The 24,921-nt window shown below is 59.2% G+C and carries 22 protein-coding genes and 1 pseudogene; 13 read left to right on the plus strand and 10 right to left on the minus strand.

Annotation, left to right across the window (positions count from 1 at the left end; translation table 11 throughout):
- The first annotated feature begins 6 nt into the window (after positions 1-6).
- Genes PWG15_RS35420 through PWG15_RS35430 form a run of 3 tightly spaced genes read left to right on the plus strand, consistent with a single transcriptional unit; the run spans position 7 to position 3,318 of the window.
- Complete coding sequence (locus tag PWG15_RS35420) at positions 7-1,269, plus strand: methylaspartate ammonia-lyase (RefSeq protein ID WP_275027550.1); 1,263 nt, start codon at positions 7-9, stop codon at positions 1,267-1,269.
- A complete protein-coding gene (locus PWG15_RS35425) occupies positions 1,266-2,441 on the plus strand; it encodes a CaiB/BaiF CoA transferase family protein (protein ID WP_275027551.1) in 1,176 nt (391 codons plus the stop codon). Before PWG15_RS35420 ends, PWG15_RS35425 begins: the two co-directional genes overlap by 4 nt.
- 28 nt (positions 2,442-2,469) lie before the next feature.
- Positions 2,470-3,318 (plus strand): HpcH/HpaI aldolase/citrate lyase family protein, encoded by an 849-nt coding sequence (locus PWG15_RS35430; RefSeq protein ID WP_275027552.1) that lies wholly within the window; start codon positions 2,470-2,472, stop codon positions 3,316-3,318.
- Here PWG15_RS35430 and PWG15_RS35435 read toward each other — a convergent pair.
- Positions 3,269-4,225: a LysR family transcriptional regulator gene (locus PWG15_RS35435; protein ID WP_275027553.1), complete on the minus strand. Its 957-nt coding sequence runs from the start codon at positions 4,223-4,225 to the stop codon at positions 3,269-3,271. The two genes, PWG15_RS35430 and PWG15_RS35435, sit on opposite strands and share 50 nt — an antisense overlap.
- A gap of 261 nt (positions 4,226-4,486) precedes the next feature.
- Between PWG15_RS35435 and PWG15_RS35440 the strand changes: the two genes are divergently transcribed.
- On the plus strand, positions 4,487-5,989 hold the full coding sequence (locus PWG15_RS35440) for a fumarate hydratase (protein ID WP_275027554.1): 1,503 nt from the start codon (positions 4,487-4,489) through the stop codon (positions 5,987-5,989).
- Positions 5,990-6,124: 135 nt separating this feature from the next.
- Here PWG15_RS35440 and PWG15_RS35445 read toward each other — a convergent pair.
- Positions 6,125-6,532, minus strand: a pseudogene (locus PWG15_RS35445) (EAL domain-containing protein); the annotation flags it as partial.
- 182 nt (positions 6,533-6,714) lie between these two features.
- Here PWG15_RS35445 and PWG15_RS35450 point away from each other — a divergent pair.
- Together PWG15_RS35450 and PWG15_RS35455 are read left to right on the plus strand one after the other, a co-directional pair.
- A complete protein-coding gene (locus PWG15_RS35450) occupies positions 6,715-8,364 on the plus strand; it encodes a Glu/Leu/Phe/Val dehydrogenase dimerization domain-containing protein (protein WP_275027555.1) in 1,650 nt (549 codons plus the stop codon).
- A 39-nt stretch (positions 8,365-8,403) separates the two neighbouring features.
- Positions 8,404-11,370: a hybrid sensor histidine kinase/response regulator gene (locus tag PWG15_RS35455; RefSeq protein WP_275027556.1), complete on the plus strand. Its 2,967-nt coding sequence runs from the start codon at positions 8,404-8,406 to the stop codon at positions 11,368-11,370.
- Between the two features lie 429 nt (positions 11,371-11,799).
- Here the strand turns inward: PWG15_RS35455 and ligD are convergent, their stop codons facing one another.
- Positions 11,800-12,870, minus strand: a complete 1,071-nt coding sequence (gene ligD / locus PWG15_RS35460) for a non-homologous end-joining DNA ligase (RefSeq protein ID WP_275027557.1) — start codon at positions 12,868-12,870, stop codon at positions 11,800-11,802.
- A gap of 52 nt (positions 12,871-12,922) precedes the next feature.
- On the opposite strand from ligD, the gene PWG15_RS35465 reads away from it, so the two are divergent.
- Positions 12,923-13,780 (plus strand): thermonuclease family protein, encoded by an 858-nt coding sequence (locus PWG15_RS35465; RefSeq protein WP_275027558.1) that lies wholly within the window; start codon positions 12,923-12,925, stop codon positions 13,778-13,780.
- 64 nt (positions 13,781-13,844) lie between these two features.
- Here PWG15_RS35465 and PWG15_RS35470 read toward each other — a convergent pair whose 3' ends face one another.
- Positions 13,845-14,333, minus strand: a complete 489-nt coding sequence (locus tag PWG15_RS35470; protein WP_275027559.1) for a GNAT family N-acetyltransferase — start codon at positions 14,331-14,333, stop codon at positions 13,845-13,847.
- A gap of 682 nt (positions 14,334-15,015) precedes the next feature.
- On the opposite strand from PWG15_RS35470, the gene PWG15_RS35475 reads away from it, so the two are divergent.
- The 3 genes from PWG15_RS35475 (at position 15,016) to PWG15_RS35485 (ending at position 16,435) form a co-directional block, all read left to right on the plus strand.
- A complete protein-coding gene (locus PWG15_RS35475; protein ID WP_275027560.1) occupies positions 15,016-15,360 on the plus strand; it encodes a hypothetical protein in 345 nt (114 codons plus the stop codon).
- Positions 15,357-15,767, plus strand: coding sequence for a PAS domain-containing protein (locus PWG15_RS35480; RefSeq protein ID WP_275027561.1), 411 nt, complete (start codon positions 15,357-15,359; stop codon positions 15,765-15,767). Before PWG15_RS35475 ends, PWG15_RS35480 begins: the two co-directional genes overlap by 4 nt.
- Before the next feature lie 371 nt (positions 15,768-16,138).
- A complete protein-coding gene (locus PWG15_RS35485; protein ID WP_275027562.1) occupies positions 16,139-16,435 on the plus strand; it encodes an antibiotic biosynthesis monooxygenase family protein in 297 nt (98 codons plus the stop codon).
- Between the two features lie 189 nt (positions 16,436-16,624).
- Here the strand turns inward: PWG15_RS35485 and PWG15_RS35490 are convergent, their stop codons facing one another.
- Together PWG15_RS35490 and PWG15_RS35495 are read right to left on the minus strand one after the other, a co-directional pair.
- A complete protein-coding gene (locus tag PWG15_RS35490) occupies positions 16,625-16,915 on the minus strand; it encodes a hypothetical protein (protein ID WP_275027563.1) in 291 nt (96 codons plus the stop codon).
- 641 nt (positions 16,916-17,556) lie between these two features.
- The gene (locus PWG15_RS35495) at positions 17,557-17,862 is read right to left on the minus strand and encodes a DUF982 domain-containing protein (RefSeq protein ID WP_275027564.1); all 306 of its coding nucleotides are present in this window, start codon (positions 17,860-17,862) and stop codon (positions 17,557-17,559) included.
- A 592-nt stretch (positions 17,863-18,454) separates the two neighbouring features.
- On the opposite strand from PWG15_RS35495, the gene panD reads away from it, so the two are divergent.
- Positions 18,455-18,907: an aspartate 1-decarboxylase gene (panD, locus tag PWG15_RS35500; RefSeq protein ID WP_275027565.1), complete on the plus strand. Its 453-nt coding sequence runs from the start codon at positions 18,455-18,457 to the stop codon at positions 18,905-18,907.
- Between the two features lie 57 nt (positions 18,908-18,964).
- Here the strand turns inward: panD and dinB are convergent, their stop codons facing one another.
- Complete coding sequence (dinB, locus tag PWG15_RS35505) at positions 18,965-20,047, minus strand: DNA polymerase IV (RefSeq protein WP_275027566.1); 1,083 nt, start codon at positions 20,045-20,047, stop codon at positions 18,965-18,967.
- A gap of 398 nt (positions 20,048-20,445) precedes the next feature.
- Positions 20,446-21,699, minus strand: a complete 1,254-nt coding sequence (locus PWG15_RS35510; RefSeq protein ID WP_275027567.1) for an ATP-binding protein — start codon at positions 21,697-21,699, stop codon at positions 20,446-20,448.
- A gap of 354 nt (positions 21,700-22,053) precedes the next feature.
- Here PWG15_RS35510 and PWG15_RS36520 point away from each other — a divergent pair, with 354 nt between their 5' ends.
- Positions 22,054-22,404, plus strand: coding sequence for a hypothetical protein (locus tag PWG15_RS36520; protein WP_342457079.1), 351 nt, complete (start codon positions 22,054-22,056; stop codon positions 22,402-22,404).
- Here the strand turns inward: PWG15_RS36520 and PWG15_RS35520 are convergent.
- Positions 22,365-22,574 carry a hypothetical protein gene (locus tag PWG15_RS35520; protein ID WP_275027571.1) on the minus strand — a complete coding sequence of 70 codons (210 nt, stop codon included), beginning with the start codon at positions 22,572-22,574 and terminating at the stop codon, positions 22,365-22,367. The genes PWG15_RS36520 and PWG15_RS35520 overlap by 40 nt on opposite strands.
- Before the next feature lie 766 nt (positions 22,575-23,340).
- On the opposite strand from PWG15_RS35520, the gene PWG15_RS35525 reads away from it, so the two are divergent.
- Positions 23,341-24,192: a DUF932 domain-containing protein gene (locus PWG15_RS35525; protein ID WP_275027572.1), complete on the plus strand. Its 852-nt coding sequence runs from the start codon at positions 23,341-23,343 to the stop codon at positions 24,190-24,192.
- Between the two features lie 220 nt (positions 24,193-24,412).
- On the opposite strand, the gene PWG15_RS35530 is transcribed toward PWG15_RS35525, so the two are convergent.
- On the minus strand, positions 24,413-24,709 hold the full coding sequence (locus PWG15_RS35530; protein WP_425536843.1) for a hypothetical protein: 297 nt from the start codon (positions 24,707-24,709) through the stop codon (positions 24,413-24,415).
- Between the last annotated feature and the right edge of the window lie 212 nt (positions 24,710-24,921).

The following is a 24,921-nucleotide window of genomic DNA, read 5'->3' on the forward strand; positions in this document are numbered from 1 at the left end:
ACAAAAATGAAAATCACGAATGTTGAGTTCAGTGCCGGCGTTTCCTCGTTCTACTTCGACGATCAGGCGGCGATCAAAAGCGGCGCGGGCATGGACGGTTTCATCTATGTGGGCTCAGCGACCACGCCGGGGTTCGACGCGATCCGGCAGTCGGGTGAAGCGATCTCCGTCCTCATCGAACTCGAGAACGGTCAGTGGGCGGAAGGTGATTGCGCGGCGGTGCAGTATTCAGGTGCTGGCGGTCGTGATCCGTTGTTTACCGCGGACCGTTACATTCCCTGGATGCGCTCTGTCCTGCGCCCGCTCCTGATAGGTCGCGACGTCACGAAGTTCGCGGAAAACGCACGCTTGATCGATGAGCTTACGGAAGATGGCCGGCAGATTCACACGGCGATCCGCTACGGCCTGTCGCAGGCGTTGCTGGATGCGACCGCGAAAGCGACCAACCGACTGAAGGTCGAAGTCGTCTGCGATGAGTACGGATTGCCGATCGATGCTTCGCCGTTGAAGCTCTTCGGCCAGAGTGGCGATGATCGCTACAACGCGGTCGACAAAATGATCATGAAGCGCGTCGATGCCCTTCCGCACGGCCTGATCAACAATGTCTCGACCAAGCTTGGCGAAAACGGCGGCCGGCTCCAGGAGTACGTCACCTGGCTGACACAACGGATCAAGAAGCTTCGCGGCAGTGCTGCTTATCAGCCCACGATCCACATCGACGTGTACGGGACCATCGGGCTGATCTTCCAGAATGATCCCGTCGCGATCGCGCGCTACCTGCGAGAACTGGAAGAACGCGCCGGCCAGTTCCCGCTTTACATCGAGGGGCCTGTCGACGTCGGCAACAAGCAGGATCAGATCGCGCTGCTCGGCGCGATCAAACGCCAGCTACGCGACATCGGCAGCGAAGTTCGGATCGTCGCCGACGAGTGGTGCAATACCTATCAGGACATCGCCGATTTCGTCGATGCCCAATGCTGCGACATGGTGCAGATCAAGACTCCCGATCTCGGCAGCATCCACAACGCCATCGAAGCGGTTCTCTACTGCCATTCTCACGGGGTCGAAGCTTACCTTGGCGGCACCTGCAACGAGACGGATGTTTCCGCACGCGCTTGCCTCCACATCGCCCAGGCAACCCGGCCCCAGCGCGTGTTGATCAAGCCCGGCATGGGCTTCGATGAGGGGTTGACGATCGTCGCTAACGAGATGCGCCGCAACCAGACCATCCTCCAAGCCAAGCACGCGACTGCGGGAGTGGCACAATGACCATCGATATGCACGACGTCGTTCACCCCACGCCCTATTCAGGCCTTCTTGTCGTCTCGATCGAGCAGGCAGTGGCTGCACCCCTGTGCTCCTGCCACTTCGCGGAAGGCGGCGCTAGGGTCATCAAGATCGAACGCCCGGAGGGCGACTTCGCACGCAAGTACGACAAGGCGGTGAAAGGGGAATCGTCCTATTTCGTCTGGGCGAACCACGGCAAGGAGTCGCTCTGCCTCGACATCAAGGACAAGGCGGATGCCGAGCTGTTGCACGAACTGCTTTCTCGCGCGGATATCTTCATCCAGAACCTGGCACCGGGAGCGAGCGCCCGCGCCGGGTTTGACAGTGCCGAGCTGCGGCGACGCTATCCTCGCCTGATCACCTGCGACATCAGCGGATATGGCGAGACGGGTTCCTATCGCGACATGAAGGCGTACGACTTCCTTGTTCAATGCGAAAGCGGCCTCGTGGCGGTCAATGGAGCGCCCGGCGCTCCAGGAAGGATCGGAGTCTCGGTATGCGATATCGGGGCGAGCATGAATGCGGTCATCGGCATCCAGCAGGCTCTGTATCTTCGATCAAGAACAGGCAACGGCAGCGGGGTAAAGGTTTCGCTGTTCGACACGGCGGCCGATTGGATGACGGTTCCGCTTATGCACACGGTCTACGCAGGCAAGGCTCCTGAGCCAGTCGGGCTCAAGCACCCTTCGATCGCACCCTACGGTGGCTTTAACACCTCAGACGATCACGTCCTTGCCATCTCGATCCAGAACGAGCGGGAATGGGCGCGCTTGTGCGCAGTGGTGTTGGGTGACGGAGCGATCGCGACGGACGCGCGGTTCAAGGATGCAGCCTGCCGCGTTCAGAACCGTCAGGAACTCGACGCACTCGTTGCTGAAGTCTTTGCCAAATCCACCCGCTCAGAACTGGAAGCCAGGCTCCGTGATGCCGGCATTGCATATGGCGGAGTGAATTCCGTCGAGACCTTCTCGAAACACCCGCAATTGCGTCGACGCACGGTGACCCTGGAGAGCGGTGAGCGTGCCGAACTCGCGGGGTCCCCGATCCAGTATTCCTACGAGGATCCGAGCGCGCCCCTCGGACGAATTCCAAGGGTGGGGGAACATACGGCAGCCATTCGGAGCGAGTTCGCGCGGATGCCTCAAGATGCATAGAACACGTGACATCCCCAGATGGCGATCAATGCTGTTCATACCCGCGCACGAGGAGCGCTTCGTCGCGAAGGCTCATTTGCGTGGTGCCGAGGCCATCATCCTCGATCTTGAGGACAGCGTTCCTCCTGCAGCCAAGGATCTGGCGAGGTCATCCCTGCGCTCGGCCGCAGCTCGCCTGAAGGAGCACGGGCTTGCCGTCCTCGTTCGCGTGAACCGCGGTCTCGCGAACTGCGTTGCTGACATAGAAGCGGCTGTGTTTGCCGGCATAGACGCAGTAATGTTGCCAAAGGTGAACGGGCCCGAACACGTTGCGCTCATCGACGAGTTCATTGGCGAGACAGAGGTTTCTGCAAGCCTCGGACACGGCGTCGTAGGCCTACTTCCTATTATCGAAACGCCCGGAGCTCTCGCTGTCGCGAGCCAAATCGCCTCGGTCTCGCCGCGCGTCGTCGGCCTGGCATTGGGCACCGAGGACTTCAGTGCCGCTTGCGGGTTCGAGCCGACCTTTCAAAACTTGTTTGGACCCAGCCAGCAGCTCATTTTCGGCAGCCGGTCCCATCATGTGCCTGCGTACGGCCTGCCGGGCAGCATCGCGAACATAGCTAACGCCGAAGAGTTCCGGCACTCCGTCCTTCAGGCAAAGGAGATGGGGTTTAACGGCGTGCTTTGCGTCCACCCGGCCCAAGTTGCCGCGGTCAACGACGTATACCGCCCCACCGAACCAGAGCTGGCCCACGCCAGGCGCATCGTAGCCGCCTTCGAAGAAGCTACGAGACTGGGGAGAGGGGCGGTCGCCGTGGACGGATCGATGATCGATCTTCCCGTTGTCATGCGCGCAAAAGCTCTTTTGGAAGGTTTCCGAAGAAATCACGCATGAAAGCCGGGCCTTCGTTGACGACGAAGCCTCTGAAAGCCTCGGCTCCAGAACGCAGGGGCTTGCCCTTGAGATTGACCGTGAACCACTCCCGCATCGCGGGCATGTCCTCAGCCGGCAGAATTCGAAGTTTCTGCGCCTGACATTCGAGGGCGATCGTATGGGCGGAGATGAAGGCCAACCCCATGTCAGCCATCACCGCCTGCTTGATGTTCTCGTTGCTGTCCATCACGAGGTAGAGGGGCGGGAGCGATACCGAGTGACTGGTAAAGTAGTAGTCATGGATCATCCTCGTTCCGGACCCTGGCTCGCGCGCGAGGAACTTGAAGGTTGCCAACTCGTGCCTCGAGACGTGCTTCTTCCCGGCTAACGGATGCTCGGGGTGAGCGATAAGAACGTAAGGATGGGATGCAAACGGTACCGCATCAACGTCGATCGATTGAGGCGGGCGTCCCATCAACGCCAAATCGACGCTTCCTTCTTGCAGCAACTCAATAACGGTTTCCCGGTTCGCGATCGTGGTTTCGATCTGGATGTCGGGGTGCGTGCGGCTGAACTGCCGAAGGAGATGTGGGCCGAAGTTTCGCGAGGTTGTGACCATCGCTACCCGAACAAGGTGATCCAGCTTGCCCTGCAGGCCGTCGATGACATTGCACGCCTCGTGCAAAGCCTGTGTCATACGCTCCGCGTAAGGAACCAGCGCGGTCGCCGCCGCAGTCAGTTGGATGGACCGACCATCGCGGTCAAAGAGTGGCGCATCGAGGAACTCGGAAAGGCGGCTCATCTGCATGGAGACAGCCGGCGGCGTGAGGTTCAGCTGCGTCGCGGCGGCTACGAAACTGCGGTGTTCGACTACCGCGAGAAAAATCTGCAGCTGGCGGAGCGTTATTTTCTCAAAGGCGTCAGACATACTTTTGTAATCGCTCTCGGGCTTCATATACGTTGAACGCAAGCAACCGCTTTGCGCCCTCCGCATTCACAAGCCCCATTGATCATTTTATGTGACTCCGCACAAGGTAGCCTCGCGGTCCCGACGCTCGTCAACCGCAGCGGGCGTTGAATGGTCCTTCGCACATATAATCACAATTTCTTATCTAAATGTATTTAAAGATAAGCGTTATTATGACATACCCTTCGACGCCGCGGCATCTTCGTCGCCCTGGAGGGTCCCATGCCTGTTATCGCCGAATCCGACCTCATCGAGAGCGTGAGCGACGCGCTGCAGCACATAAGCTATTACCATCCGGAGGACTATGTTCAGGCGCTGGGAGAGGCGTACGAAAAGGAAGAGTCCCCGGCCGCGAAGGACGCAATCGCACAGATACTGACCAACAGTCGAATGTCGGCAATCGGTCACCGCCCGATCTGCCAGGATACGGGAATTGTGACTGTCTTCGTGAAATGGGGGCAGGGATGCACGTTGGCGTCGAACAGCAGCCTTCAGTCCGTTATCGACGAAGGGGTCCGTCGGGCATACGCACATCCGTCAAATCCGCTGAGAGCTTCGATCGTCAGCGATCCGGCGTTTTCGCGCAGAAACACGCGAGACAACACGCCGAGTGTGGTCCATGTCGAGTTGGTGCCGGGAGACTCTGTGGAGGTGACGGTAGCGGCAAAGGGCGGTGGCTCCGAGAACAAGACCAAGTTCAAGATGTTGAATCCTTCGGATTCCATAGTCGACTGGGTGCTTGAGACCGTTCCAACGATGGGCGCGGGATGGTGTCCTCCGGGGATGCTCGGAATTGGCATTGGTGGAACCGCGGAAAAAGCGATGGTCATGGCGAAGGAGTCCCTCATGGCTCCGATCGACATGGCGCAACTGAAAGCTCGCGGCCCCGAAAGTGACCTGGAGCGACTTAGGATCGAACTCCACGAAAAGGTCAACGCGCTCGGTATAGGCGCACAAGGGCTTGGTGGTCTGACGACTGTGTTGGACGTGAAAATTCTCGACTGGCCAACCCATGCTGCGTCGAAGCCTATCGCTATTGTTCCCAATTGCGCTGCCACGCGCCACGCCCATTTTACTCTTGATGGCAGTGGGCCGTCGTTCCTCCCGACACCCAATTTGTCCTCTTGGCCCGACGTCTCCTGGGGCCCCGACAAACATGCGCGGCGCGTCGATCTCGACCGCTTGACCGACCGGGAGGTCGAAACATGGAAGGCAGGGGACCGACTGCTCTTGTCGGGAAAGATGCTCACGGGCCGAGATGCCGCACACAAGCGAATCCAGGATTTGCTGGGGCGAGGCGAACAATTGCCTGTAAGCTTCAAGGATCGGGTCATCTACTATGTCGGTCCTGTGGACCCCGTCGGCGACGAACCAGTCGGCCCTGCAGGCCCGACGACGGCCACTCGGATGGACAAGTACACGGACATGATGCTCGGCCTCGGTCTGCTGGGAATGGTAGGAAAGGCGGAGCGCGGGGAGGCAACCGTGGCGTCGATTAAGGCGCATCGCAGAGCCTATCTCATGGCGGTGGGCGGAGCCGCCTACCTTGTTTCGAAAGCCATCCGCTCAAGTCGTGTGGTCGCGTTCGAAGACCTCGGAATGGAGGCCATCTATGAGTTCGACGTTAGGGATATGCCGGTCACCGTGGCCGTCGCATCCGATGGCGAGAATGTCCATGCCTCGGGTCCCAGACACTGGCGACAAAAGCTTGCGTCGGGCCTTTAAGAGCCAGTAACCGATAGATGGACACACCTTCGATACAGAAGGTTGGTCCGGCGCCTTTTGTTCACCGTCGGGACCAAAATGATCGCATAATGCATCGAGTGGAATTAAATGACGGGTCGTCGATCGGCCCTGCTGTTAGCGCATTTGGCCTGCCCGAGCCGTCTCGTGCCCTTTGAGCTGAACGAGCTCTCGAGCGTTCTGAGCGGGGAGGGGGCGAGCAATCAGGTATCCCTGAGCCTCATCGAAACCTTCGGCCTTGATCAGGTTGAGTTGGTTCTGGTGCTCTACACCTTCCACCGTTGTGATGATCCCCAGGGAGCTGCCAATTGCTGCGACAGCTCTGACAATGGCCAGGCTCTCCTTGCTGCCTGGAAGATCTGCAACGAAGCTGCGATCGACTTTGATTTTGTCAAAGGGAAACGTTCTCAGATACCCGAGAGAAGAATAGCCTGTGCCGAAGTCGTCGATTGCAATTTTCACGCCGAGTTGTCGGATCGCGTTGAGTATCTGGAGATTGCCCTCACATTCATCAAGCATTACCGCACGTGCGCTTCCTTTCAGGGCGAACGGCCAAAAGCCCCCGGGCACGGAATGTCCGCCGAGCGTCTTCGAAGGGGAAAGGACGCACTCGTCCACCCCATTTGGGCTAAGCCCCCCCTTCGAACCTCAGCCGGCGCCATAAAACCTGATATACTCTCCGCTCGGCCACTCTCGGGGGGCAAAGCATGAGCGATCAATCAGTGCGCATATTGCTTGTTGAGGATAACCCGCTCCACGCAACGTTAATCCAGCGGCTCCTCGACGCCGAAATGCAGTCACGCTGTAGCGTGATCGCAGTGGACCGCTTGAGCGATGGGCTCGGACATCTTGAGCGGGGCGCCATAGATCTGGTGCTGCTCGATCTAATCCTGCCGGACAGTCAGGAACTGGAAACGCTATTCAGAGTTCGCTCGACTGCCCCGAATGTTCCGGTGGTGATCCTGACCGGTCTGGACGATGTGAAGTTGGCGGCGCGCGCCGTCGAGGCCGGTGCCAGCGACTTTCTGTTAAAAACGCGGCTCACGAGCATCGCACTTGATCGGGCCATCCGATACACGCTGTCACGAGCACGCGCCCACGGTGGCGAATGGAACTCGCCGATGTTCCGCCTTGCCCAGCAGCAGTTTCTGAAGGCCGCCCAGATCATGAATCTGGACGACAACATCCGCCAACGGCTGCTATTCCCGCAGCGCACCCAGGTCGTGTCGTTCCCGTTCTTCCGCGACGACCGCGCGCAAGTCGAGACCGTCTTCGGCTACCGGGTGCAGCATGTCCTGACCATGGGGCCAACCAAGGGTGGAATTCGTTATCACGAAGATGTCGATCTTGGTGATGTGGCGGCGCTGGCGAGCTTGATGACCTGGAAATGTGCCCTGATGCGATTGCCTTTTGGCGGTGCTAAAGGCGGTGTGCGCGTCGATCCCACCGTGCTTTCAAAAAGCGAGTTGCAACGGCTGACCCGACGCTATACCGCCGAGATCGTCGACATCATCGGGCCTGACAAGGACATTCCGGCACCCGACATGGGGACCGATGAGCAGGTCATGGCCTGGATCATGGACACGTACAGCCAGCAGGTGGGACATGCCGTGCCCGCGGTGGTGACCGGTAAGCCTGTCGTGCTCGGCGGCTCCCTTGGACGCAAGGAAGCGACCGGGCGTGGGCTGGTCTATGTCGTGGAGGCCGCGGCCGAAATGATCGGACTGGACCTGGCCAAATCGACTGCCGTGATCCAGGGGTTCGGCAATGTCGGTAGCTTCGCGGCGCGTTTTCTGGCCGAGGCGGGCGTCAAGATCATCGCTGTCAGCGACGTATCAACCGGGCTTTACAATCCCGGCGGCCTTTCCGTTGACGCGCTCGTGGAATACGTGGCCACCCACCGGGTGCTGACGGGATTTCCCGACGCTGAGCCAATCTCCAACGCAGAACTTCTGGAATTGGAATGCGATGTCCTGGTCCTGGCTGCGCTGCAAAATCAGGTAACCGCGGAAAACGCTGAACGGATTAAGTGTCGGCTGCTGGCTGAGGGCGCCAACGGCCCCACCACGTTGGAAGCCGATGAGATCCTCAACGAACGTGGCGTGCACGTCATCCCCGACATCCTCGGCAATGCCGGCGGAGTAACGGTATCCTACTTCGAGTGGGTGCAGGGCCTGCAGAACCTGACCTGGACGCTCGATGAAATCAATCACCGGCTCAGGGCGATACTATTGGATGCGTTCGCTCGCACGCGGCGACGCGCGGAGGGTGACAGATTGGACCTTCGCACCGCTGCCTTGATCGAGGGCATCGCTCGCGTCACCGAGGCCAAGTTGCTGCGCGGCCTGTTCCCATAAGCGTAAATAGAATCCCGTCCCGACGAGGAGGGATTGAAGATGACCAGAACCAAAGATGCCGATTCCAACGAGCATTCGAGCACCGCCCGCGCGCTCGCAGCGCAACTCGAGTGCGCTCGTGTGGCGCAGGCCGAGGCCGAAGCAGCGCGCGACAGGCTCCTGGACGGAATCGAGTCAGCTTTGGAAGGGTTCGTTCTCTATGACGCCGATGACCGCATGGTCGCCTTCAATTCTCGCTTTCAAGAATTGTTCGCCCCGAGCGCTAGGATCGGAATGAGTTTTGAGGACCTGATCCACGCCTCCGCAGAGAACGGATTGATACCATTTGGCGAAGTCCCTCCGGAGGCGTGGATTGCACAGCGCTTGAAGCGCCACCGCAACCCTGGCCAGCCGTTCACGCTGAGGCTCAATAGCGGGACGTGGATTCGAATTAGCGAGGGCCGGACCCGCGATGGCGGCCTCGTCGGCGCTTACACCGACGTTACCGAACAGGAGGAACAGCGCGCGCATCTGGAGGAACAGATTGCCGCGACTGAAGCGGCCGTCACCCGCGCAAGAGCCGCTCGCAGACAGCTTTTGGACGCAATAGAATCAGCGCTGGAAGGCTTTGCGCTCTACGACGCCGACGATCGGCTTGTAGTCTACAACACGAGATACCGGGACATGTTCACCGGCGGTGCGGCACTTCCTAAGGAGCCTATCCTAGACAAGCCAGGTCCGCAGTTTGAAGAGCGGGCCCGCGCTTTTGCGGAGAGTGGGGATGTAGATCGAGAAGGCGTCACTGTCGAGGAATGGGTTGCGCGGCGAATGGCGCGTCATAGCAACCCCAGCGGGCCCTTCAAGCTGGTGCTCCGGGATGGAGTCACCCTTCGCGTCAGTGAACACAAGACCGGCGACGGCGGAACGGTTTGTGTCTATTCCGATATCACCGAGCTTGAAGAACACCGGGACCGCTTGGAAGAGCTCGTGGCCAAGCGTACTGCCAAGTTGCAGCAGCGCACGGAACAACTGCACAAGTCACGAGAGGACCTTGAGCGCGCCCGTGACGTGGCCGAGCAGGCTAGCAAAGCCAAGAGCGAGTTCCTTGCGAACATGAGCCATGAGATACGCACGCCGATGAATGGCGTGATCGGCATGGCGGAACTGCTCGCAGGAACCGAGCTTTCCGAACAGCAGCGCAGATATGTTTCGATCATCCTCCATTCCGCCGACACGCTCATGGATCTCATCAACGACATCCTCGACTTCTCCAAGATCGAGGCCGGTCGACTTGAGCTCGAGGCAATCCCATTCGTGCTGCGTGATACACTGGGCGACACGCTGCAGACCCTTGCCAAACGCGCGGCCGACAAAGATCTTGAACTTGCCTGCCACATTTCTCCCGAGGTGCCGGACCACCTGGTTGGAGACCCGACACGCCTGCGGCAGATCATCGTCAATCTGGTCGGCAATGCCATCAAGTTCACGGAGATCGGGGAGGTGGTGGTAGATGTGACACTGGATCAGCAGAATAGTACCGCCGTGCGCCTTCTGTTCCAGGTGCGCGATACGGGTATCGGTATCAAGAAGGCGCAACAGGAGCGGATTTTCGAGGCTTTCGCTCAAGCCGATACCTCGACGACGCGGCAATATGGCGGGACCGGGCTAGGCCTGGCGATCGCTGCGCAACTGGCCGAAAGGATGGGCGGGCGGATGGAGCTCGATAGCTCGCCGGGCTCTGGCAGCGTGTTTACTTTCGCCGCCGATTTCGGACTTGCGCCGGAACCAGAAGTCACACGCCCCGCGCGCGAGGCGCAGTTGCGTGGCCGGCGCGTACTGGTGGTCGACGACAACGCCACCAATCGACAGATTTTGGAGGAAATTGTCGTCAACTGGGGCATGACCCCGATAGTATCGCCGGACGGTGTGGCGGCGCTCCATGCACTCGATCAAGCTGGTGCATTGCCGGACCTCGCGATTCTTGACGTGATGATGCCCGGGATAAGCGGGTTCGACCTTGCCGCGTGCCTCCGACAACGAGCAGGCCTAAAGGAGATGCGGATCGTGATGATGTCGTCCGCCGGTCGGGCGAGTGACGAGGCACTGCTGCGCAAGCTCAGTATTTCGAGGCTCCTGGTGAAGCCGGTCAAACAATCCGAACTCCTGAACGCTATTACCAACGCGCTAGGCGTCTCGATGAGGGAAGACGAGGGTGATAGAGCCGCAGGGCCGGTGCTATCGAAAGCAGTGGTCGGACTAAGTGTCCTGCTTGCCGAGGATGGTGCGGTCAACCGGCAGGTCGCGGTAGATCTTCTCACGAAGCGTGGCCACCGGGTCGAAGCCGTCGGGAACGGCCGGGAGGCAGTCGAAGCCGTCCAACATGGTCACTACGATCTGGTGTTGATGGACGTCCACATGCCTATACTGGACGGGCTTGCCGCGACTGCAGAAATCCGCGCGCTCCCCCGATCCGCGTGCGCCCGCGTGCCGATCATCGCGCTGACCGCGAGTGCTTCGCCGGCCGATCGCGAACGCTGTCTGGCGGCAGGCATGGATGGTTTTGTGACGAAGCCGTTCCGCGCCACCGAACTGTTTGGCGTCGTCGAACAGTACGAGCCGGACATGGTATCGCTCGCCGCTGGACCGGCAACTGCAAGCCCAGTGGAAGCCCTGGCTGCAGACGAGCCTCCGCTGGACTGGAATGGCGCGCTGCGCAATCTTGATGGCGACGAGGCGCTTTTGCGCGAGTTAGTGGCGATGTTCCTTGCCGAATACCCGCAACTGATGGCCACAATCGACGCCGCGCATGCCAGCGGCGATACCAAGGAGTTGCGGCGCGCGGCCCATACCTTGAAAGGCTCAGCGGAGGTTATCGGCGCCGGCCAAGTAGGAATTGCGGCACAGCGGCTCGCGGATTTGGGCCGCGAGGGAGAGCTTGGACCCTTTCCGGAAGCTAGGCAGGCGTTGTCGGCCGCATTGGGTCGCCTGCAGCCAGTCCTTCAGCGAGCGAAATCGGACACCAAGTAGAGCGTTTTGACCAAGTTGAAGGTGCATCAACGAATACAGAGAAATTTCGTGACTGCGTATCTGCGGGAGCCAGTGAAAGTAACATCGCGACGTATCCCGTGCGACATGTCGATCGGTCCGGGGCGCGCCATGAAAGAACCCGCCGCAGTCTTTTCGTTCCCGTTCGGCGGGCAGGTCGATGGTTGATCCCGCTTCGAGTTTGTTCCGTGCTCTTTGCCTTCGACCGCTGCGGTGGTTCAGGCGGTGATGCTCACGCATCTGTGGCGCCGGTCGCGCATCATGAAAGTGGCGATGAAAAAGGCTTGAGCCAACAAGAGTGCGTAGCCCCCGAGTATGATCCCGCACGGCGCCACGAAATTCAGTTGCGGCGCTCGGCTGCGGCTGAATTCTTCAAGGAGTGGAAACCGCGCGCAACTGAACGGGCCGCTGCTACTCTTGTCTATCGAAACGGTAGACGGCTGCATTATCCTGGAACTCGCGCAGGCCCTTGTAGGAGGGATGCCGGAGCTTCTCGTCTGCCGTCCACGCTCGGTATTCGATCTCTGCTATGAGCGTCGGCTGGAGCCAAACGAGATTGCGTTTGTCTGAATAGGTGACTGGCGGCTGCTTCCCTCTCCAGGGCAGCTTGTCCATTTTCTTGCGCAGCTGCATCGCATCGCGCTCCTTAAAACCAGTGCCGACACTGCCAACACAGACCAGGTCCTCGTTCCTGTAGGCGGCAAGCAGCAGGGAGCCGAAACCAGCCCGAGATGCGGTGGACGGTTCATAGCCGACCACGATGAACGCGTGACTCTGGATGCACTTCAGCTTGATCCAGTCGCCGGTACGCCCGGATCGATAGGGGCTGCCCTGACGCTTTCCGACGATGCCTTCCAGGCCCAGGCTGCAGGCGTGAGCAAGCAATTGCGCCGGGTCGGCGTCCACCTCTTCGGAAAGCAGGATTGCGCCGTCGTGACCACGAAGCGCCTCCTCAAGCAGATGCCGCCGGGCACGATACTCGACCTGGCGCATGTCATGGCCGTCGAGGTAAAGAAGATCGAACGCATAGAAGAGGGCAGGCGAGGCCCGGTTTCCGATCTTTTGTCCGGATGCTCCGAGCGATTTCTGCAGCAGGTTGAAGTCCGGTTTGCCTTGCTCATCGAGAACGACAGCTTCGCCATCCAGGATCATCGACGCCGGTCCCAAGGCCCGAGCAGCCTCGGCAATGGCCGGGAACCTGCTTGTCCAATCGAAGCCGCCTCTGGTGAGAACTCTCACGCGACCGCCTTCGATGTGGACGTGCAGACGGTATCCGTCCCACTTTATCTCCCATCCCCAATCGCCGGTGACTGGCGGGCTCTCGGTCAACAGGGCAAGCGCGGGCTCAACGCGATCGGGCATCGGATCGAATGGCAGTTTTGGCTGCGCAGGATCACGGCTGCTGATGCGGCCGCTCTGCATCGCAATCGTTTCGTCACGCAGCAGCGGCTTTGATCGGGGTGGGCGAGGGGGCTTCGTCATTCGGCTAGTTTATCAGCAAAACTTAAAATTGCTTCCGCGTCAGCGATTTGCCATGACCAAGATGCTCGCCTTTGGTCCGGGTTGGGCTATGATCCATTTAGCTGGGGGGCTATTTTTGCTGAGCGACGTCGAAGTCACCTATTATCGCAGTCGTATCGACGATGTCCTGCGTGAAGGGCGGCCGACCGCCTGGCAGCGCCAGTTCCTCATGGACATGCGCCAAAAGATCGAGCGTTATGGCCCGCGTACGCGGCTCACCGGAAAGCAGATGGCGACACTCAGGAAGCTGACGAGGCTACCAGGTCATGCCGATCTTTCATTCATCAAACCGATGCCTTCGAGCCAAGAACCGCGAACCCGCGGACGCCACCGCTACCATTGGCATAGAGGCGGCTACAGGCGCTGGGGTTATCGAGATTTCAAAATCCTTGCGTTGTTGCTCATGGTGATCACGATCGCCGGCGGGCAGATGCTGGCGGAACGGCTACCGGACGGCGGTCACATTGCTTTTCAGCCGGCAGCGTCATCTGCGGGTTTTCAAACTCAATCATTCACGGTCACCGACGGCGACACGGTTCGGATGAGCGACGGCACGCGCGTTCGACTTGTCGGGTTCAACACGCCGGAAAAGTTCGAGCCGAAATGTTCGCGTGAAGCTGCACTTGGAAATCGAGCAAGCGACCGCCTGAGAGAGCTCGTTGCATCCGGCACGCCTGTCGTGACCAGGGTTGCTTGCTCCTGCAAACCCGGAACGGAAGGTACGAACAGATGCAACTACGGCCGGCGTTGCGGAAGGCTCACAGTAGATGGACGCGATGTTGGAGAGATGCTGATCTCCGAGGGCCTGGCGGTTTCGTTCGTTTGCAGCGACACAAGTTGTCCGCCAACGCCACGCCCGTGGTGCAGGTGACAGGGGTTGCCTGGACTGAGGAGGACCCGGCCATATCGCCGGAGGGCGGCAGTGCTCCGCCGGATCACTCTTGCCCGTCGAGCGTCATCTCGACCATCGTCGGGCGAAAGCCCGCTGTAGCAAACAGCCGTTGAGCAGCCTCGTTTCTATGCGCTGTGGAGAGCACAATCAGGTCCGCCCCTCGCGCTTTTAGCTCCGCAATGGCCGCATGGAGGAGCATCCGGCCAATACCCTGACTGCGCTTTTCAGGCGCTACGAAAAGATCGTGAATGACACCCGCCGGTCCTCGGAGCGCCATGTAGTCATAGCCCTCAAGCGAGGCATAGGCGTAACCTACAATTGCCGTTTGCTGTTCGGCGGCGAGAAGCACGACATCGGGATTTTCAAGCTGACTTCGCAGCCATCGGGCATAGGAAGCCTCCGTATCTGTTCCCGTCGCGATGAAGCGGTTCGGATCCCAGTGATGATGCAGTGCCATCAGCAGTGTTCCGTACCTGCCGAGCAGAGGCACATCTTCATCGCGAGCGGCTCTGATCGTGATCGGTGATTGCATTTGCGGCGTGATCCATCGCGTTGTCGAGACAGCCTCGCATCGTAAAGAATTGCAGTCTGTCTCAACAGATCGATTTTTCCGTCCGCTTTATCGAACTCCCGATGGCGGGCTCAGGCTTTCGGGGGTTCAGCCCCAAAAGAACGTGCCGTTCACCGATGCGGTCGTATCGCCGTAATGCCAGTGTTTCACGGCTTTGCGCTTGCCGCACTCCGAGACGTTTCCCCGTCTTCGTCGAAATCGACGGCGTTTTGGAGCGGGGCGGCCGCGATTGTTTTGATTTGTTCAGCGAGAGCCGAAAGCTTCTGGGCAATGTCTTTCAGTTCCGACGGCGAGTTTGCGTCCGAGGGGCTTGCGTTAGCTCCATGTTTGTCCACGTTCTCGTCCCTTGCGGTTGGCCTATGGGAGCTCAGTATATTTCTGAGTTCAAATATAAAGCCACCACGCCCCGCGCGCTTTTGCCTTTTCACACAACCGCCCATTCTGGTCGGGCCGTTGGCACCCCTTTGCTCCAGCTGGAATTGAGCGCGAAACATTGCTGCTTATGCGCCACACTGGAGCGTCGATCGCTACAAAAAATGCTGCATGTGCGAAATAATCTGACTTGGCGCGCCGCAGCGCGGTAGCTTCATCCGTTAGTGCGTGCTAAATCACGGCAATGCACCGATCTGATACAAGCACCGTCATGAGCGTCGCCGACCTTGTGACGCAATTCAAAGTTGCCCAATGCCAATTGAGTGAGACGGCTGACGAGTACGAGAGTGCTGGATTCCGCGCACTCGAGGAGAGGATCGAGCAGCTGTTTCAATCGATCGAACGACGCGTGCCGCGCGACGCAGCCGAATTGCGGACGGTCGCGATCTTCTATCTCGACCTGCTTGAGGACAGTGACGGTGGCTTCAACAAACGGCTTCATGATTGCCTGCGCCAGTTGGTCGACCGGCACATAAAGGATGCATATCCGAACGAGGTTGGATCCGTCCGGGGCGGGCGACGGCATGTGCTGGCAGAGGGGCAGACGGAGAAATGAAGGAGGACGGAGAGCGCACGATCGTTGTCGAACTCTCCGATGCGGATACGGTGGATTCCGGGATCTTCACCTGGGACATAATTCGCGACCTCGTTTATGGAGATTCAGCCCTGGCAGAGCTCTTCGGTCTTGCCGCCAACGAGGTGAGCCAAGGATTGCCGCTGAAGCTATACCTCGACCGGGTCCATCCGGAAGATCGGCCATGGTTGGCAAAGACAATCACGGAAACGATCGTTGGAGGACGGGCCCAGCAGTCGTTCTATCGCGTCAAGACGCGCGGTGGCATCTATGTCTCGGTCGTTGCATTTGGTCGGTGTTTCCAGGATCGCGAGGGAACACCGATCTTGTATTCCGGCATCGTCGTTCTGGAAAGCGCAACTTCGACTAACGACAACCGACGGCATTGACCGGAGGCCAACCGCATCGATGCCTGACGTGTCACGGACCTTTGGTTCCTTCCCCGAGGAGGCGGAGACGCGAATTGTTCCTCCTCCTTGCGGGCTAGCCCGGCATTAGAGTTCCTCCTTTCGTCCTGTGGATGTTCTCCACCCGTTCAAGACGCTTCAGATTTTTGAGGATTTGATCAAGCCGCAGGGCGGCAGGGGCGGCATCATTGTTCCACGGCTCAGTCGACCCGATCCGCGATCCGAAGCTGCAATTTCAGTCCTTGGCGCACTCGGTTCGCTATCTACCGTCCTGAGTGGCGAAATGTTAGTTTCGGACTGTTAGTCGCAGAGGCTTAAATTTGAGTGAGCCGCACGCTTGGGGGGGCGCCGTCATGATTGCTTTCAATGTCGTCCGTTTCAAAGTCAAGCCAGGCATGGACGCAGCTTTTCTTGCCGCACACGAGGGCATTGCGGAAAGCTGGCCAGGCCTACGTCACGCCAACATTATTCAGACCGGAGAGGGACGTTACTGCATCATAGCGGAGTGGGAGAGCATGGAAGCGCTGGCTGCGAGCCGGCCCCAGATGATCGCTACGCTTGACAGTTTTCGAGAGACGCTAGAGGACCTCGGCGGAGGGATGGGTGTGACTGACGCCGTCGGGGGGACTGTCGTCCTGTCACCGAAGTAGCAGTGCGAACTTCAGGGCCATCTTCGTGTCCGCCGCGAAGGGATTGAGCCTTTGCGGTCGGCACATCGCCCGCGATCCAAAGGGTCAGCAAAGCCTGGAACTCGGGATTTGGGGTCGACCGGAGACCACGGGCTTGCCACGGCAATCTCCTTGCGGATGGCCACGCCCATTCCCTCTTGAATGAACCTACTATCGCACCGCGTGTCTTTGCCGCGTTGGCGCGTAGCCTTGGTCGGCGTTGCCCTCGTCGGTCGCAATCGAACTTTGTGGTTGGGGCGAAGCCGCAATTAGCTGCGCACCGATCTGCGTCGCTTGCTCGCCGTCCAATCTGAACTGCAGTGCAGATATATTGTCGAGAGCGGGATCGACGCTGAATTCAATTCTCAGCAAAGCGCCGCCCGTTTCCTCGATCGCAATTTTCCAACCGACGACCGTTGATGCCCTTACTTTGCCGTGCCTATCAGTGTTCCAAGCATTCATAAGCGTGCGACCTTGTTTGTGAGGAAATGAGCAAGGCTCGTCTTGACGATGCGCCGAATTTGCAGGTGCTTGATGGCCGGCGGCGTGGCGGCCCGAATGCAACGCGTTGTTCCGATGCCGGAGACGCGCCTCTTAGAGCGCCCGCCCGACGACCTGGACTGCCACTGTAACTATTGTGGCCGCAAGTGTGAGTGCTGCGCCAAAACGTGCAACCTTCATGCGGCGTTGACGCGCGCCGCTCCAGTCGTATCCCATCGATACACCTTTTGAACCGTGGTTTCAGGCTGCCCCGCATGTGTCGCCAGAACCGTAGCCCGTGGACGGGACTACGATTCCGAGGTGCCGTGATACGCTGGAATTCGATCAGCGACTGAGTGAAGTCTGCGATGCGATGGTTAATTTAGAGTTTACTAACAATGCGTTCGCATCTTTGGAACGAACGTTGTCGAACTTATAGCCCGAACATTTTATGCGTCGCAGACGCTTGTAGCCTTAAGCGTGGTCAGTTTAGCGAACAAGCGTCCGTGTCGCTGATGGCCGTTGCGAAAGCCACAGAAGGTTGCGCCAAATGTAGCTTGTTCATATCGCGCAGCAACCGCGACGCCGGCTGTGACGGGCTCTATCTATTGCCAGGGACACAGTCAGGCCAATGGCTTGTTGCCGTGAGGTCCCGAGCGCGCATGATAGTGGGCAGCAACCGCTGACGTCGCCATGCCAGCCTCCAGGCACGCGCCGATGAAGGCCTCGCGCGCGACAGCAGATGGAACCGAACGGTTCAACGCACCCCGGCACGCCACGACGGCTCGTTCATAGCCTTCTCCGTGCCGTATCGGCCATTCATGTTCCAGAAAATCCAACGCGTCGTAGACCGATGCGAAAATGCGGTTCGTTCCTGACTGCAAGCGAACAGATAGCGGAACCGTCCAAGGTATTTCAGGAAGGCGCATGATGTCCTCCTTCCGTGGGCTAACGGTTTGAAAAAATTAAAATAAATTATAGGTAAACTATACAGCGATAAGCCCCGCCCTTCAACGTCGACACAGTAGTCCTCTCGGAGGGCAGGGCTAGTACCTTCGCCGTACGGATTGCGAGAATGCGGTTAAGGGAACCTGGTGCCGGCCTCCGGCCATGGGCTATCGCGAGGTGTCCGCGGCGGACATCGGAAAGACGATGGAGCTTGTCTGATCGCTGTCGCGCATAGCACCTCCGAATTGTACGTAAGCGGCGCGCACTGCGCGTCAAGAGATCCGGGGCGTCACATGAGCAGATTGATATATTAGCAAAGCCGTACCGGAATCGCCGAAAGCGACCTTTCTTGCGGGGGGCTTTGTTCGTATCTGAGTGTATCGGTTTGGCCGATGGAGTTTTTCTTCCCCGCGTTCAGAGAGCCATCTGGGTGCGAGCCTTGCCCCGCCTTCCCCGGCGGGGCTTTCTTTTCAATCTTTACCGCTTGGCCATTGTCGGGACGCGAAGACTTTCACCTCCGTCCGCAGCGCCAAGATGGGGCGAACCCTGATCAAACGCGAGGTGTGGGAAAGCATGAGAAAGCTGGTCGCAGGAAAGCTTCACGGCATCCACGTCACCGAGGCCAACCTCAACTATCATGGGTCGATCACGCTTGACCCTGACCATTGCGAGGAGGCGGGCATCTTGCCGATGGAGTTCGTCGAGATCTGGAACAAGAACTCCGGGGCTCGCATCTCCACCTATGTCATCCTCGGTGAACGCGGATCCAGGTGCTGCATCCTCAATGGTGCGGCCGCACGGACCTGCCAGCGCGGCGACCAGATCATCATTTGCAACTCGGTCTACCTCGACGAAAGCCGGCTTACCTCCTTGAAGCCGAAGATCCTGACCTTCGACGAAAACAACCACGTACGAGATCGCCTCAGTTATTCGGTTGGGGTCGATGCATCGGGTAAATACACCTTCGAAATCCTCGACGAGGCTGAGACGGCGTTGCCGATACCGCTCATGGTGTCCGGCAACTGATTGCGCGCAGAGGCGGCAGGGTCTGATGCCGTTGGCGCGACCGGCCTTTCGTCTTCCTCAAAGTGCGAACGAGAACTGCGGCGCGCTTTCGAGTTTTGCGCTTTCAAGCGACGACAGGGTCACGCCCAGCAACCGGATGCCTTTCGCAGCCGGGAAGAGCGGCGACAACAGCATTGTCATGACCGCGGCAAGCTCGGCGGCGCTCGCGATCGGTGCCGCGGTCGTCTTACTGCGCGTGATCTGCGTGAAGTCACCCCACTTTACCTTAAGCGTAGCGGTCTTGGCGCAAATGTCGCTCGCCTCGCAATGGCGCCAGACCTTTTCGATCAGCGGTTCGAGGCCGGCCCGGGCGGTTTCGAAATCATGGACGTCCACCAAGAAGGTGTCCTCCGCACCAATGGATTTGCGCACCCGGTCAGCCCTCACCTGGCGTTCGTCAACGCCGCGGGCGATCCAGTAGAAGTAGGGGCCCGATTTTCCGAAGTGTTGCTGCAGGAAGTCGATATCGCGGGCCTTCAGATCGGCACCCGTTTCGATGCCGAGCTTATGCATCCGCTCCGCGGTCGCAGGTCCCACGCCATGGAATTTCTTGACAGGCAGAGCCTTCACAAAGGCCGCGCCATTCTTCGGGGTGATGACGAAGAGGCCGTCCGGCTTCCTCTGGTCGGAAGCCATCTTGGCGAGGAACTTGTTGTAGGAAACGCCGGCCGAAGCCGTCAGCCCGGTCTTTCCCTTGATCTTCGCCCGGATCTCCTCGGCAATCTCGGTCGCAAGCTCCATTCCCTTGAGGTTTTCGGTGACATCAAGATAAGCCTCGTCGAGCGAGAGCGGTTCGATCAGCGGCGTGTACTCGGCAAAGATCGCGTGGATCTGCGCAGACACCGCGCGATAGGCATCGAAGCGCGGCCTCACGAATATCAGCTCCGGGCATTTCCGCTTGGCGGTAACGGACGGCATGGCCGAATGAACGCCGAACTTGCGCGCCTCGTAGCTTGCGGCGGCGACCACGCCGCGCGCCTCTCCGAAGCCGACCGCGATCGGAAGTCCGCGAAGCTCGGGATTATCCCGTTGCTCCACCGATGCGTAGAAGGCATCCATGTCGACATGGATGATCTTTCGTGGGCGCTCAGAGCGTTCCATCACCGATCACTCGCCCCGTGGCCGGTCATCGCAGCAGTTTTTCTTCGGGGAAGGCGGCAGGCTCTTCAACAACGAGACCAGCATGCTAACTCCGTAGGCCATCGAGAACAAACAAAGAACATATCAACGGGAAGCACTGATGCATAGCCCCCGAGAAGTTGTTCCTCCCAAAATGCCTGACGTTCGATCGTTGCCGAGCTACCGGACCGCATCCTTCGTCGCTTGCAGCTTGCTAGATAGACGTCCGCCTGACGGGCTCTGGCGGACGACGTCAGATCTTCTCGCTTGAAGCAAGCGTCGGGAGTCCCGGGAAGGATTCGACTTCGTCGCACTCGGCTCGTCAGAAAAGGAACACTGTTCAAATGACCGCTCAGTTCCATAATAACTCTTACGTGATCTTACATCGTCCACAGAACCGAAATCGGTGCGGCGTGCAATTTTTCGTCGAATGGCGTCACGCGGTCGTGATCGTGCAAAACGATGCCGTGGAGGAAGCGGTCGCCCACCGCCTCCTGCAACTGACGCAGTCCTCTGAAGTCCTCAGCCTTGACCGTTGACGATGCCTTGACTTCGATCCCGACGACGCGCCCGCGCCGGTCCTCGACAACAACATCGACCTCGGTCTGATCCTTCGTTCGATAATGAGAGAACGAAAGTCGACGTTCGGACCATGATGCGAGCTTCATGAGTTCGGACACCACGAAGCTCTCAAGCAATGGACCGAAACGCGTCCTGTTTTCACGGATGCTGTTGACACCGTCTTCGCGCAGGGCTGCGAGCAGGCCAGTGTCGAGAAAATGCAACTTCGGTGTTTTCACCAGGCGGCTAAGCCGATTGTTGGACCATGGCGCGAGCGTTCGGACAAGGAAGAGCCGCTCGAGGATTGCGACATACTTTTGAGCGGTGACACTCGATAAGCCGAGAGCCGAGCCGAATCCACTGTGATTGACCAACTGGCCGGCATGCTCTGCCAGAACATTAAGGAGGCGCGGCAACCTGCCCAACTGATCGATGTTGGCAATGTCGCGCACGTCTCTATCAAGGATAAGCGCCACGTAGTCTTCGAGCCATGCGGTGCGTCGGGCGGGCTGTGTCCTGCGTACGACCTCAGGGTACCCACCACGTACAACGGTCTCCAGAAGATCGTCGCCAAGGACAAATTCGTCCGCTATCACCGGTAACTCTCCCGCAAAGATGCGATCAAGAAAGTGGCCTGGGGTAGATCGGATTTCTGCCTGCGCAAACGGTAGCAATGATATCAGGGCCATGCGCCCGGCAAGAGAATCTGCCACCGCCGGCATATTGGCGAGGTTCGCTGAACCTGTAAGCAGGAAGCGGCCCGGCTCATCGCTGCGATCTACGCTTTCCTTTATCGCCAGCATCAATTCAGGCGCACGTTGAACTTCATCGATAACCGCGCGGTCGAGGCCGCGGACGAAGCCTACAGGGTCGGATTTGGCGGCGCTGAGTGTGCCGGCGTCATCGAGGGTATAATACGGTCGCTCGGTTCCTGAGAACTGTCGCGCAAGTGTGGTTTTTCCTGCTTGCCTTGGTCCGGCGACCAGAACGACGCGCGTGTCCGACAGCGCCGTCTCGACCATGGAGCGTGCCTTGCGTTTGATGAGTGTGTTCGGGCGATTTGCATCGGTCATGCGGCCAATATTAGGTCTTTTGTCGCCTAATTTAAAGCGAAATTCCGTCCAATTTAAAATGTGTCTCACCTTGCCGGGAGGCTGCTCGCTCGAAACAGGAGTGGGCACGGAACGCGACGGACCGGGGCAGTCGGTCCCGGCCATCTTCTTGGCCGGACGGTTCGCATTTCTTCGAATGTGCAGGGAATGATCAATGGGAAGGACTGATCGTTCCCAATGTGCGCGTGGAAGTCGATGAGACCAGCCTGCTTGCACAAGCGCCACTAGGTTCTGCCGTTCGAACGGGCACCAGGCTTGGCGTTCGGGGCAAGAAAGAAGATCGATTTGACAACGGGGCTATAGTCGTCGTGGACGATGGGCTGGTATCTTATCCGCCTCGCTCTCTATGTATTCCGGATAACAAAACCAGTTGCCGCCCTTGCCGGTGCGGATAGCCCTTATTTCGCCAGCCCAGTCGTAGACATCCTGGAAGAAGTGCCGGTGAAGCGCGCGATAATGGGCAAAATCCAGCTCGCCGTCCGGCAGGTCTTCAGTTGCGCGAGAATCGAACATCAACTGCTCGAATTCATCAAGCTGGTCCTGATCTCAGATATCGGCCTCGTTGCGCAGAACATGGGTGCCGGGGTAGCACAGCGGGTCCTCGACGGCATTGTACCGGACCACCGTCAGCCCTTCTTGAAGGCTTTAACGATCTCGCTGCGGTAGGCATCGCCCTTGAGCCCGCTTGCGCTCAGCTTCTGCGACAGCGCTTTCGAGGTGGCATTCATCTTCAGCCCTTCGACCTGGGCGAATTTTGCGGCCTTTTTGCCGCCGATAGGCTGGGTCACGACCTTGCCTGTTACGGCCGAGCGGGCTGATTTCGTAGATTTGGTCATGACTCACCCTATCATTTTCGTCGCACAGCTGCCTACTTCATTATGGGACTTGTGGGAAAGTGCAACTGCCGGCCACTCAGGCGGCACATGCCTGGCCCTTCCTGCGGCCTTGTTGCGGAAGACGCTCGGTACCGAGCTGGAATAAGAAGACGAACGTCCTTATCGCCGGCAAGCCGCCCGTCCTTTCCCCTATGACCTCGAGCAGCCTGAATGCGTTTCCCGCTGAGATCCCCGGCGAGCCGTTGGCGAGCCTCTTCGTTCGGCAGCAACCCCGAGAAAAACGGGCGCGCGATAGTGCAACAGAAAGAACCGATCGGGACGAATTTGACGGTTTGCGAGTGGCGCGCGCTATAATCATCCCGATCGGGGCGGGTTGAAGCCGGTTAAACTGCGCGGAGGAGCGCTTCGGCCGGGGGCCGTCGGTCCCGCTTCCCCTTCGGGCCACGATGTTGAAGCTCCTGCGGCGGCCCTTTTTCCGCCCTTCGCGCGGCGCGAATTCCCGCTTTCCCGCTGACGCGTCGCTATGCTGAAAGCTCCGATACGCTTCGTTGTTAGTTGACCGATCGAGCCCGATCGGTCGAGGGGGCCGAGGGTCTTTGCCCCTTCTCTCCCCTAAACAGTCTTTCGCCCACCTTCCTTCGCTTCCGCTTTCGTGCAGGCGGTTCCCCGCAAAGACTGTTTTCCCCCTCCGTCCCCACCGCTCGCGCGGCCCCGGGAAGCAGGACGCGGCCCTGCTTCGCGGTCCAAGGGAAAAGGAGAAATGACAATGAGCATCTACGCCAAAACTGCCCGATTCGACACAGGTCGTGCTCTCACCGAGGACGAGATGCGTGGCTTTGCACCCTCGATATTTGCCACCTCAGCGCACGAGAGCCGCTCTGAGCGCTTCAAACCGATCCCCACGATCGAGATCCTGCGCGGTCTCATGAAAGAGGGGTTCATGCCGATTGGGGCGCGCCAATCTGTTAGCCGCACCGAAGGAAAAGCGAATTTTACAAAGCACCTCATCCGGCTTCGCCGTCTCGACGATGGCAACGTCTATCACGTCGGCGATACCGTCTGCGAAATCCTTCTCAAGAATGCAAATGACGGAACAAGCGCATACGAGTTGCTCGCAGGGCTTTTCCGCGTGTGCTGCCTCAACTCGCTCGTTGCGCAAACGGGAACGATCGACGCGATCAAGGTCCGACACTCCGGTGATGTTCAAGGAAAGGTGATCGAGGGAACCTACCGCGTACTTGGGGAGGCGGAACGCACTCTGGCGGCGCCGCAGGACTGGTCGGGATTAAAAATGGGGCGTGAGGCAAGGGAAGTCTTGGCGGAGGCTGCACATCTCGTTCGCTTTGGCGACGCCGGAGGGTCGGTGACGAACCCGATCAAGCCGGAGCAATTGCTGGTGCCACGCCGCATCGAAGACCGGGCCGAAGATCTTTGGACCGTGTGGAATGTCGTTCAAGAGAACAGCATCAAAGGCGGATTGCGCGGTGTAAGGCGTGACGAGTTCGGCAGAGCGCGCCGATCGACGTCTCGACCGATTAACGGCATCGATCAGGACATCAAGCTCAACAAGGCTCTTTGGCTCATTGGGGAAAGGATGGCCACGTTGCTCCGCCGCTGACCTTCTCGCGGCCGATCGACCTCCTCGCGTCCGGTATCCACCTGGCCGCGAGGCCATCCCGTGTCTTGAGGGGCGCCCCAAAGCCCCGCCCCTCAAACTCCCCTGCCCACCCGGAACATATCAGCTCGGAGGCCGTGCACGTCGAACTGGCGAGTTCGCCTGGTCGGCCGAGCATTGCAAGTGCAGCAGCATCGGATTGGGCCGGCGCTGTAGGCATCCATCAGGCTGCTGAAGGACGCTCGCTCTGGAGTTGATCGACGACGTCGCTGGCGGCGGTCGGACCCGGTTCTGCCGGAATGGTTGCAAGTGGCTCGTCGGAAACCCGCAGGTCCATCTTTCCCCAGATCGACGCCTTCTGAGCCTTGTTCCGCAGTTTTCTGGACTGTTTGATTTCGACGATGAACGGTCTTGTCTGCTGACGCATATCTCCTCCAGGCGACGAATCGCGATCGAACGATTTCGTGCGGCAAGGCATTCGCAGCTGTGCCTTGATCGAGGATGGAGACAACAACCGCACCAGTCGGATCCGACGACATTCACCGGTAGTGGACGGCCGCCGAACGTTCTGGACCACTATTGGACCTGCTTCGTCACTATGGCCGTGTTTCTTTCCTGTTGCGGTGCTCCCTGCGCGGGCTCGATGAGGCGTGTCTGACCGGAAAACGGCTGACGCCTCGATCGTCTGCCCGCAACGGCACGTGCACTTTTCTTGCCCCTGGCGGCCCGGGC

This window comes from Ensifer adhaerens (assembly GCF_028993555.1).
Taxonomy (GTDB): Bacteria; Pseudomonadota; Alphaproteobacteria; order Rhizobiales; family Rhizobiaceae; genus Ensifer; species Ensifer adhaerens_I.

Bases quoted from the DNA above. Each gene is read 5' to 3' on its own strand.
- PWG15_RS35420 (WP_275027550.1), top strand. From the start codon at position 7: ATGAAAATCACGAATGTTGAGTTCAGTGCCGGCGTTTCCTCGTTCTAC.
- PWG15_RS35425 (WP_275027551.1), top strand. From the start codon at position 1,266: ATGACCATCGATATGCACGACGTCGTTCACCCCACGCCCTATTCAGGC.
- PWG15_RS35430 (WP_275027552.1), top strand. From the start codon at position 2,470: ATGCTGTTCATACCCGCGCACGAGGAGCGCTTCGTCGCGAAGGCTCAT.
- PWG15_RS35435 (WP_275027553.1), bottom strand. From the start codon at position 4,225: ATGTCTGACGCCTTTGAGAAAATAACGCTCCGCCAGCTGCAGATTTTT.
- PWG15_RS35440 (WP_275027554.1), top strand. From the start codon at position 4,487: ATGCCTGTTATCGCCGAATCCGACCTCATCGAGAGCGTGAGCGACGCG.
- PWG15_RS35450 (WP_275027555.1), top strand. From the start codon at position 6,715: ATGAGCGATCAATCAGTGCGCATATTGCTTGTTGAGGATAACCCGCTC.
- PWG15_RS35455 (WP_275027556.1), top strand. From the start codon at position 8,404: ATGACCAGAACCAAAGATGCCGATTCCAACGAGCATTCGAGCACCGCC.
- ligD (WP_275027557.1), bottom strand. From the start codon at position 12,870: ATGACGAAGCCCCCTCGCCCACCCCGATCAAAGCCGCTGCTGCGTGAC.
- PWG15_RS35465 (WP_275027558.1), top strand. From the start codon at position 12,923: ATGACCAAGATGCTCGCCTTTGGTCCGGGTTGGGCTATGATCCATTTA.
- PWG15_RS35470 (WP_275027559.1), bottom strand. From the start codon at position 14,333: ATGCAATCACCGATCACGATCAGAGCCGCTCGCGATGAAGATGTGCCT.
- PWG15_RS35475 (WP_275027560.1), top strand. From the start codon at position 15,016: ATGAGCGTCGCCGACCTTGTGACGCAATTCAAAGTTGCCCAATGCCAA.
- PWG15_RS35480 (WP_275027561.1), top strand. From the start codon at position 15,357: ATGAAGGAGGACGGAGAGCGCACGATCGTTGTCGAACTCTCCGATGCG.
- PWG15_RS35485 (WP_275027562.1), top strand. From the start codon at position 16,139: ATGATTGCTTTCAATGTCGTCCGTTTCAAAGTCAAGCCAGGCATGGAC.
- PWG15_RS35490 (WP_275027563.1), bottom strand. From the start codon at position 16,915: ATGAATGCTTGGAACACTGATAGGCACGGCAAAGTAAGGGCATCAACG.
- PWG15_RS35495 (WP_275027564.1), bottom strand. From the start codon at position 17,862: ATGCGCCTTCCTGAAATACCTTGGACGGTTCCGCTATCTGTTCGCTTG.
- panD (WP_275027565.1), top strand. From the start codon at position 18,455: ATGAGAAAGCTGGTCGCAGGAAAGCTTCACGGCATCCACGTCACCGAG.
- dinB (WP_275027566.1), bottom strand. From the start codon at position 20,047: ATGGAACGCTCTGAGCGCCCACGAAAGATCATCCATGTCGACATGGAT.
- PWG15_RS35510 (WP_275027567.1), bottom strand. From the start codon at position 21,699: ATGACCGATGCAAATCGCCCGAACACACTCATCAAACGCAAGGCACGC.
- PWG15_RS36520 (WP_342457079.1), top strand. From the start codon at position 22,054: ATGGGCTGGTATCTTATCCGCCTCGCTCTCTATGTATTCCGGATAACA.
- PWG15_RS35520 (WP_275027571.1), bottom strand. From the start codon at position 22,574: ATGACCAAATCTACGAAATCAGCCCGCTCGGCCGTAACAGGCAAGGTC.
- PWG15_RS35525 (WP_275027572.1), top strand. From the start codon at position 23,341: ATGAGCATCTACGCCAAAACTGCCCGATTCGACACAGGTCGTGCTCTC.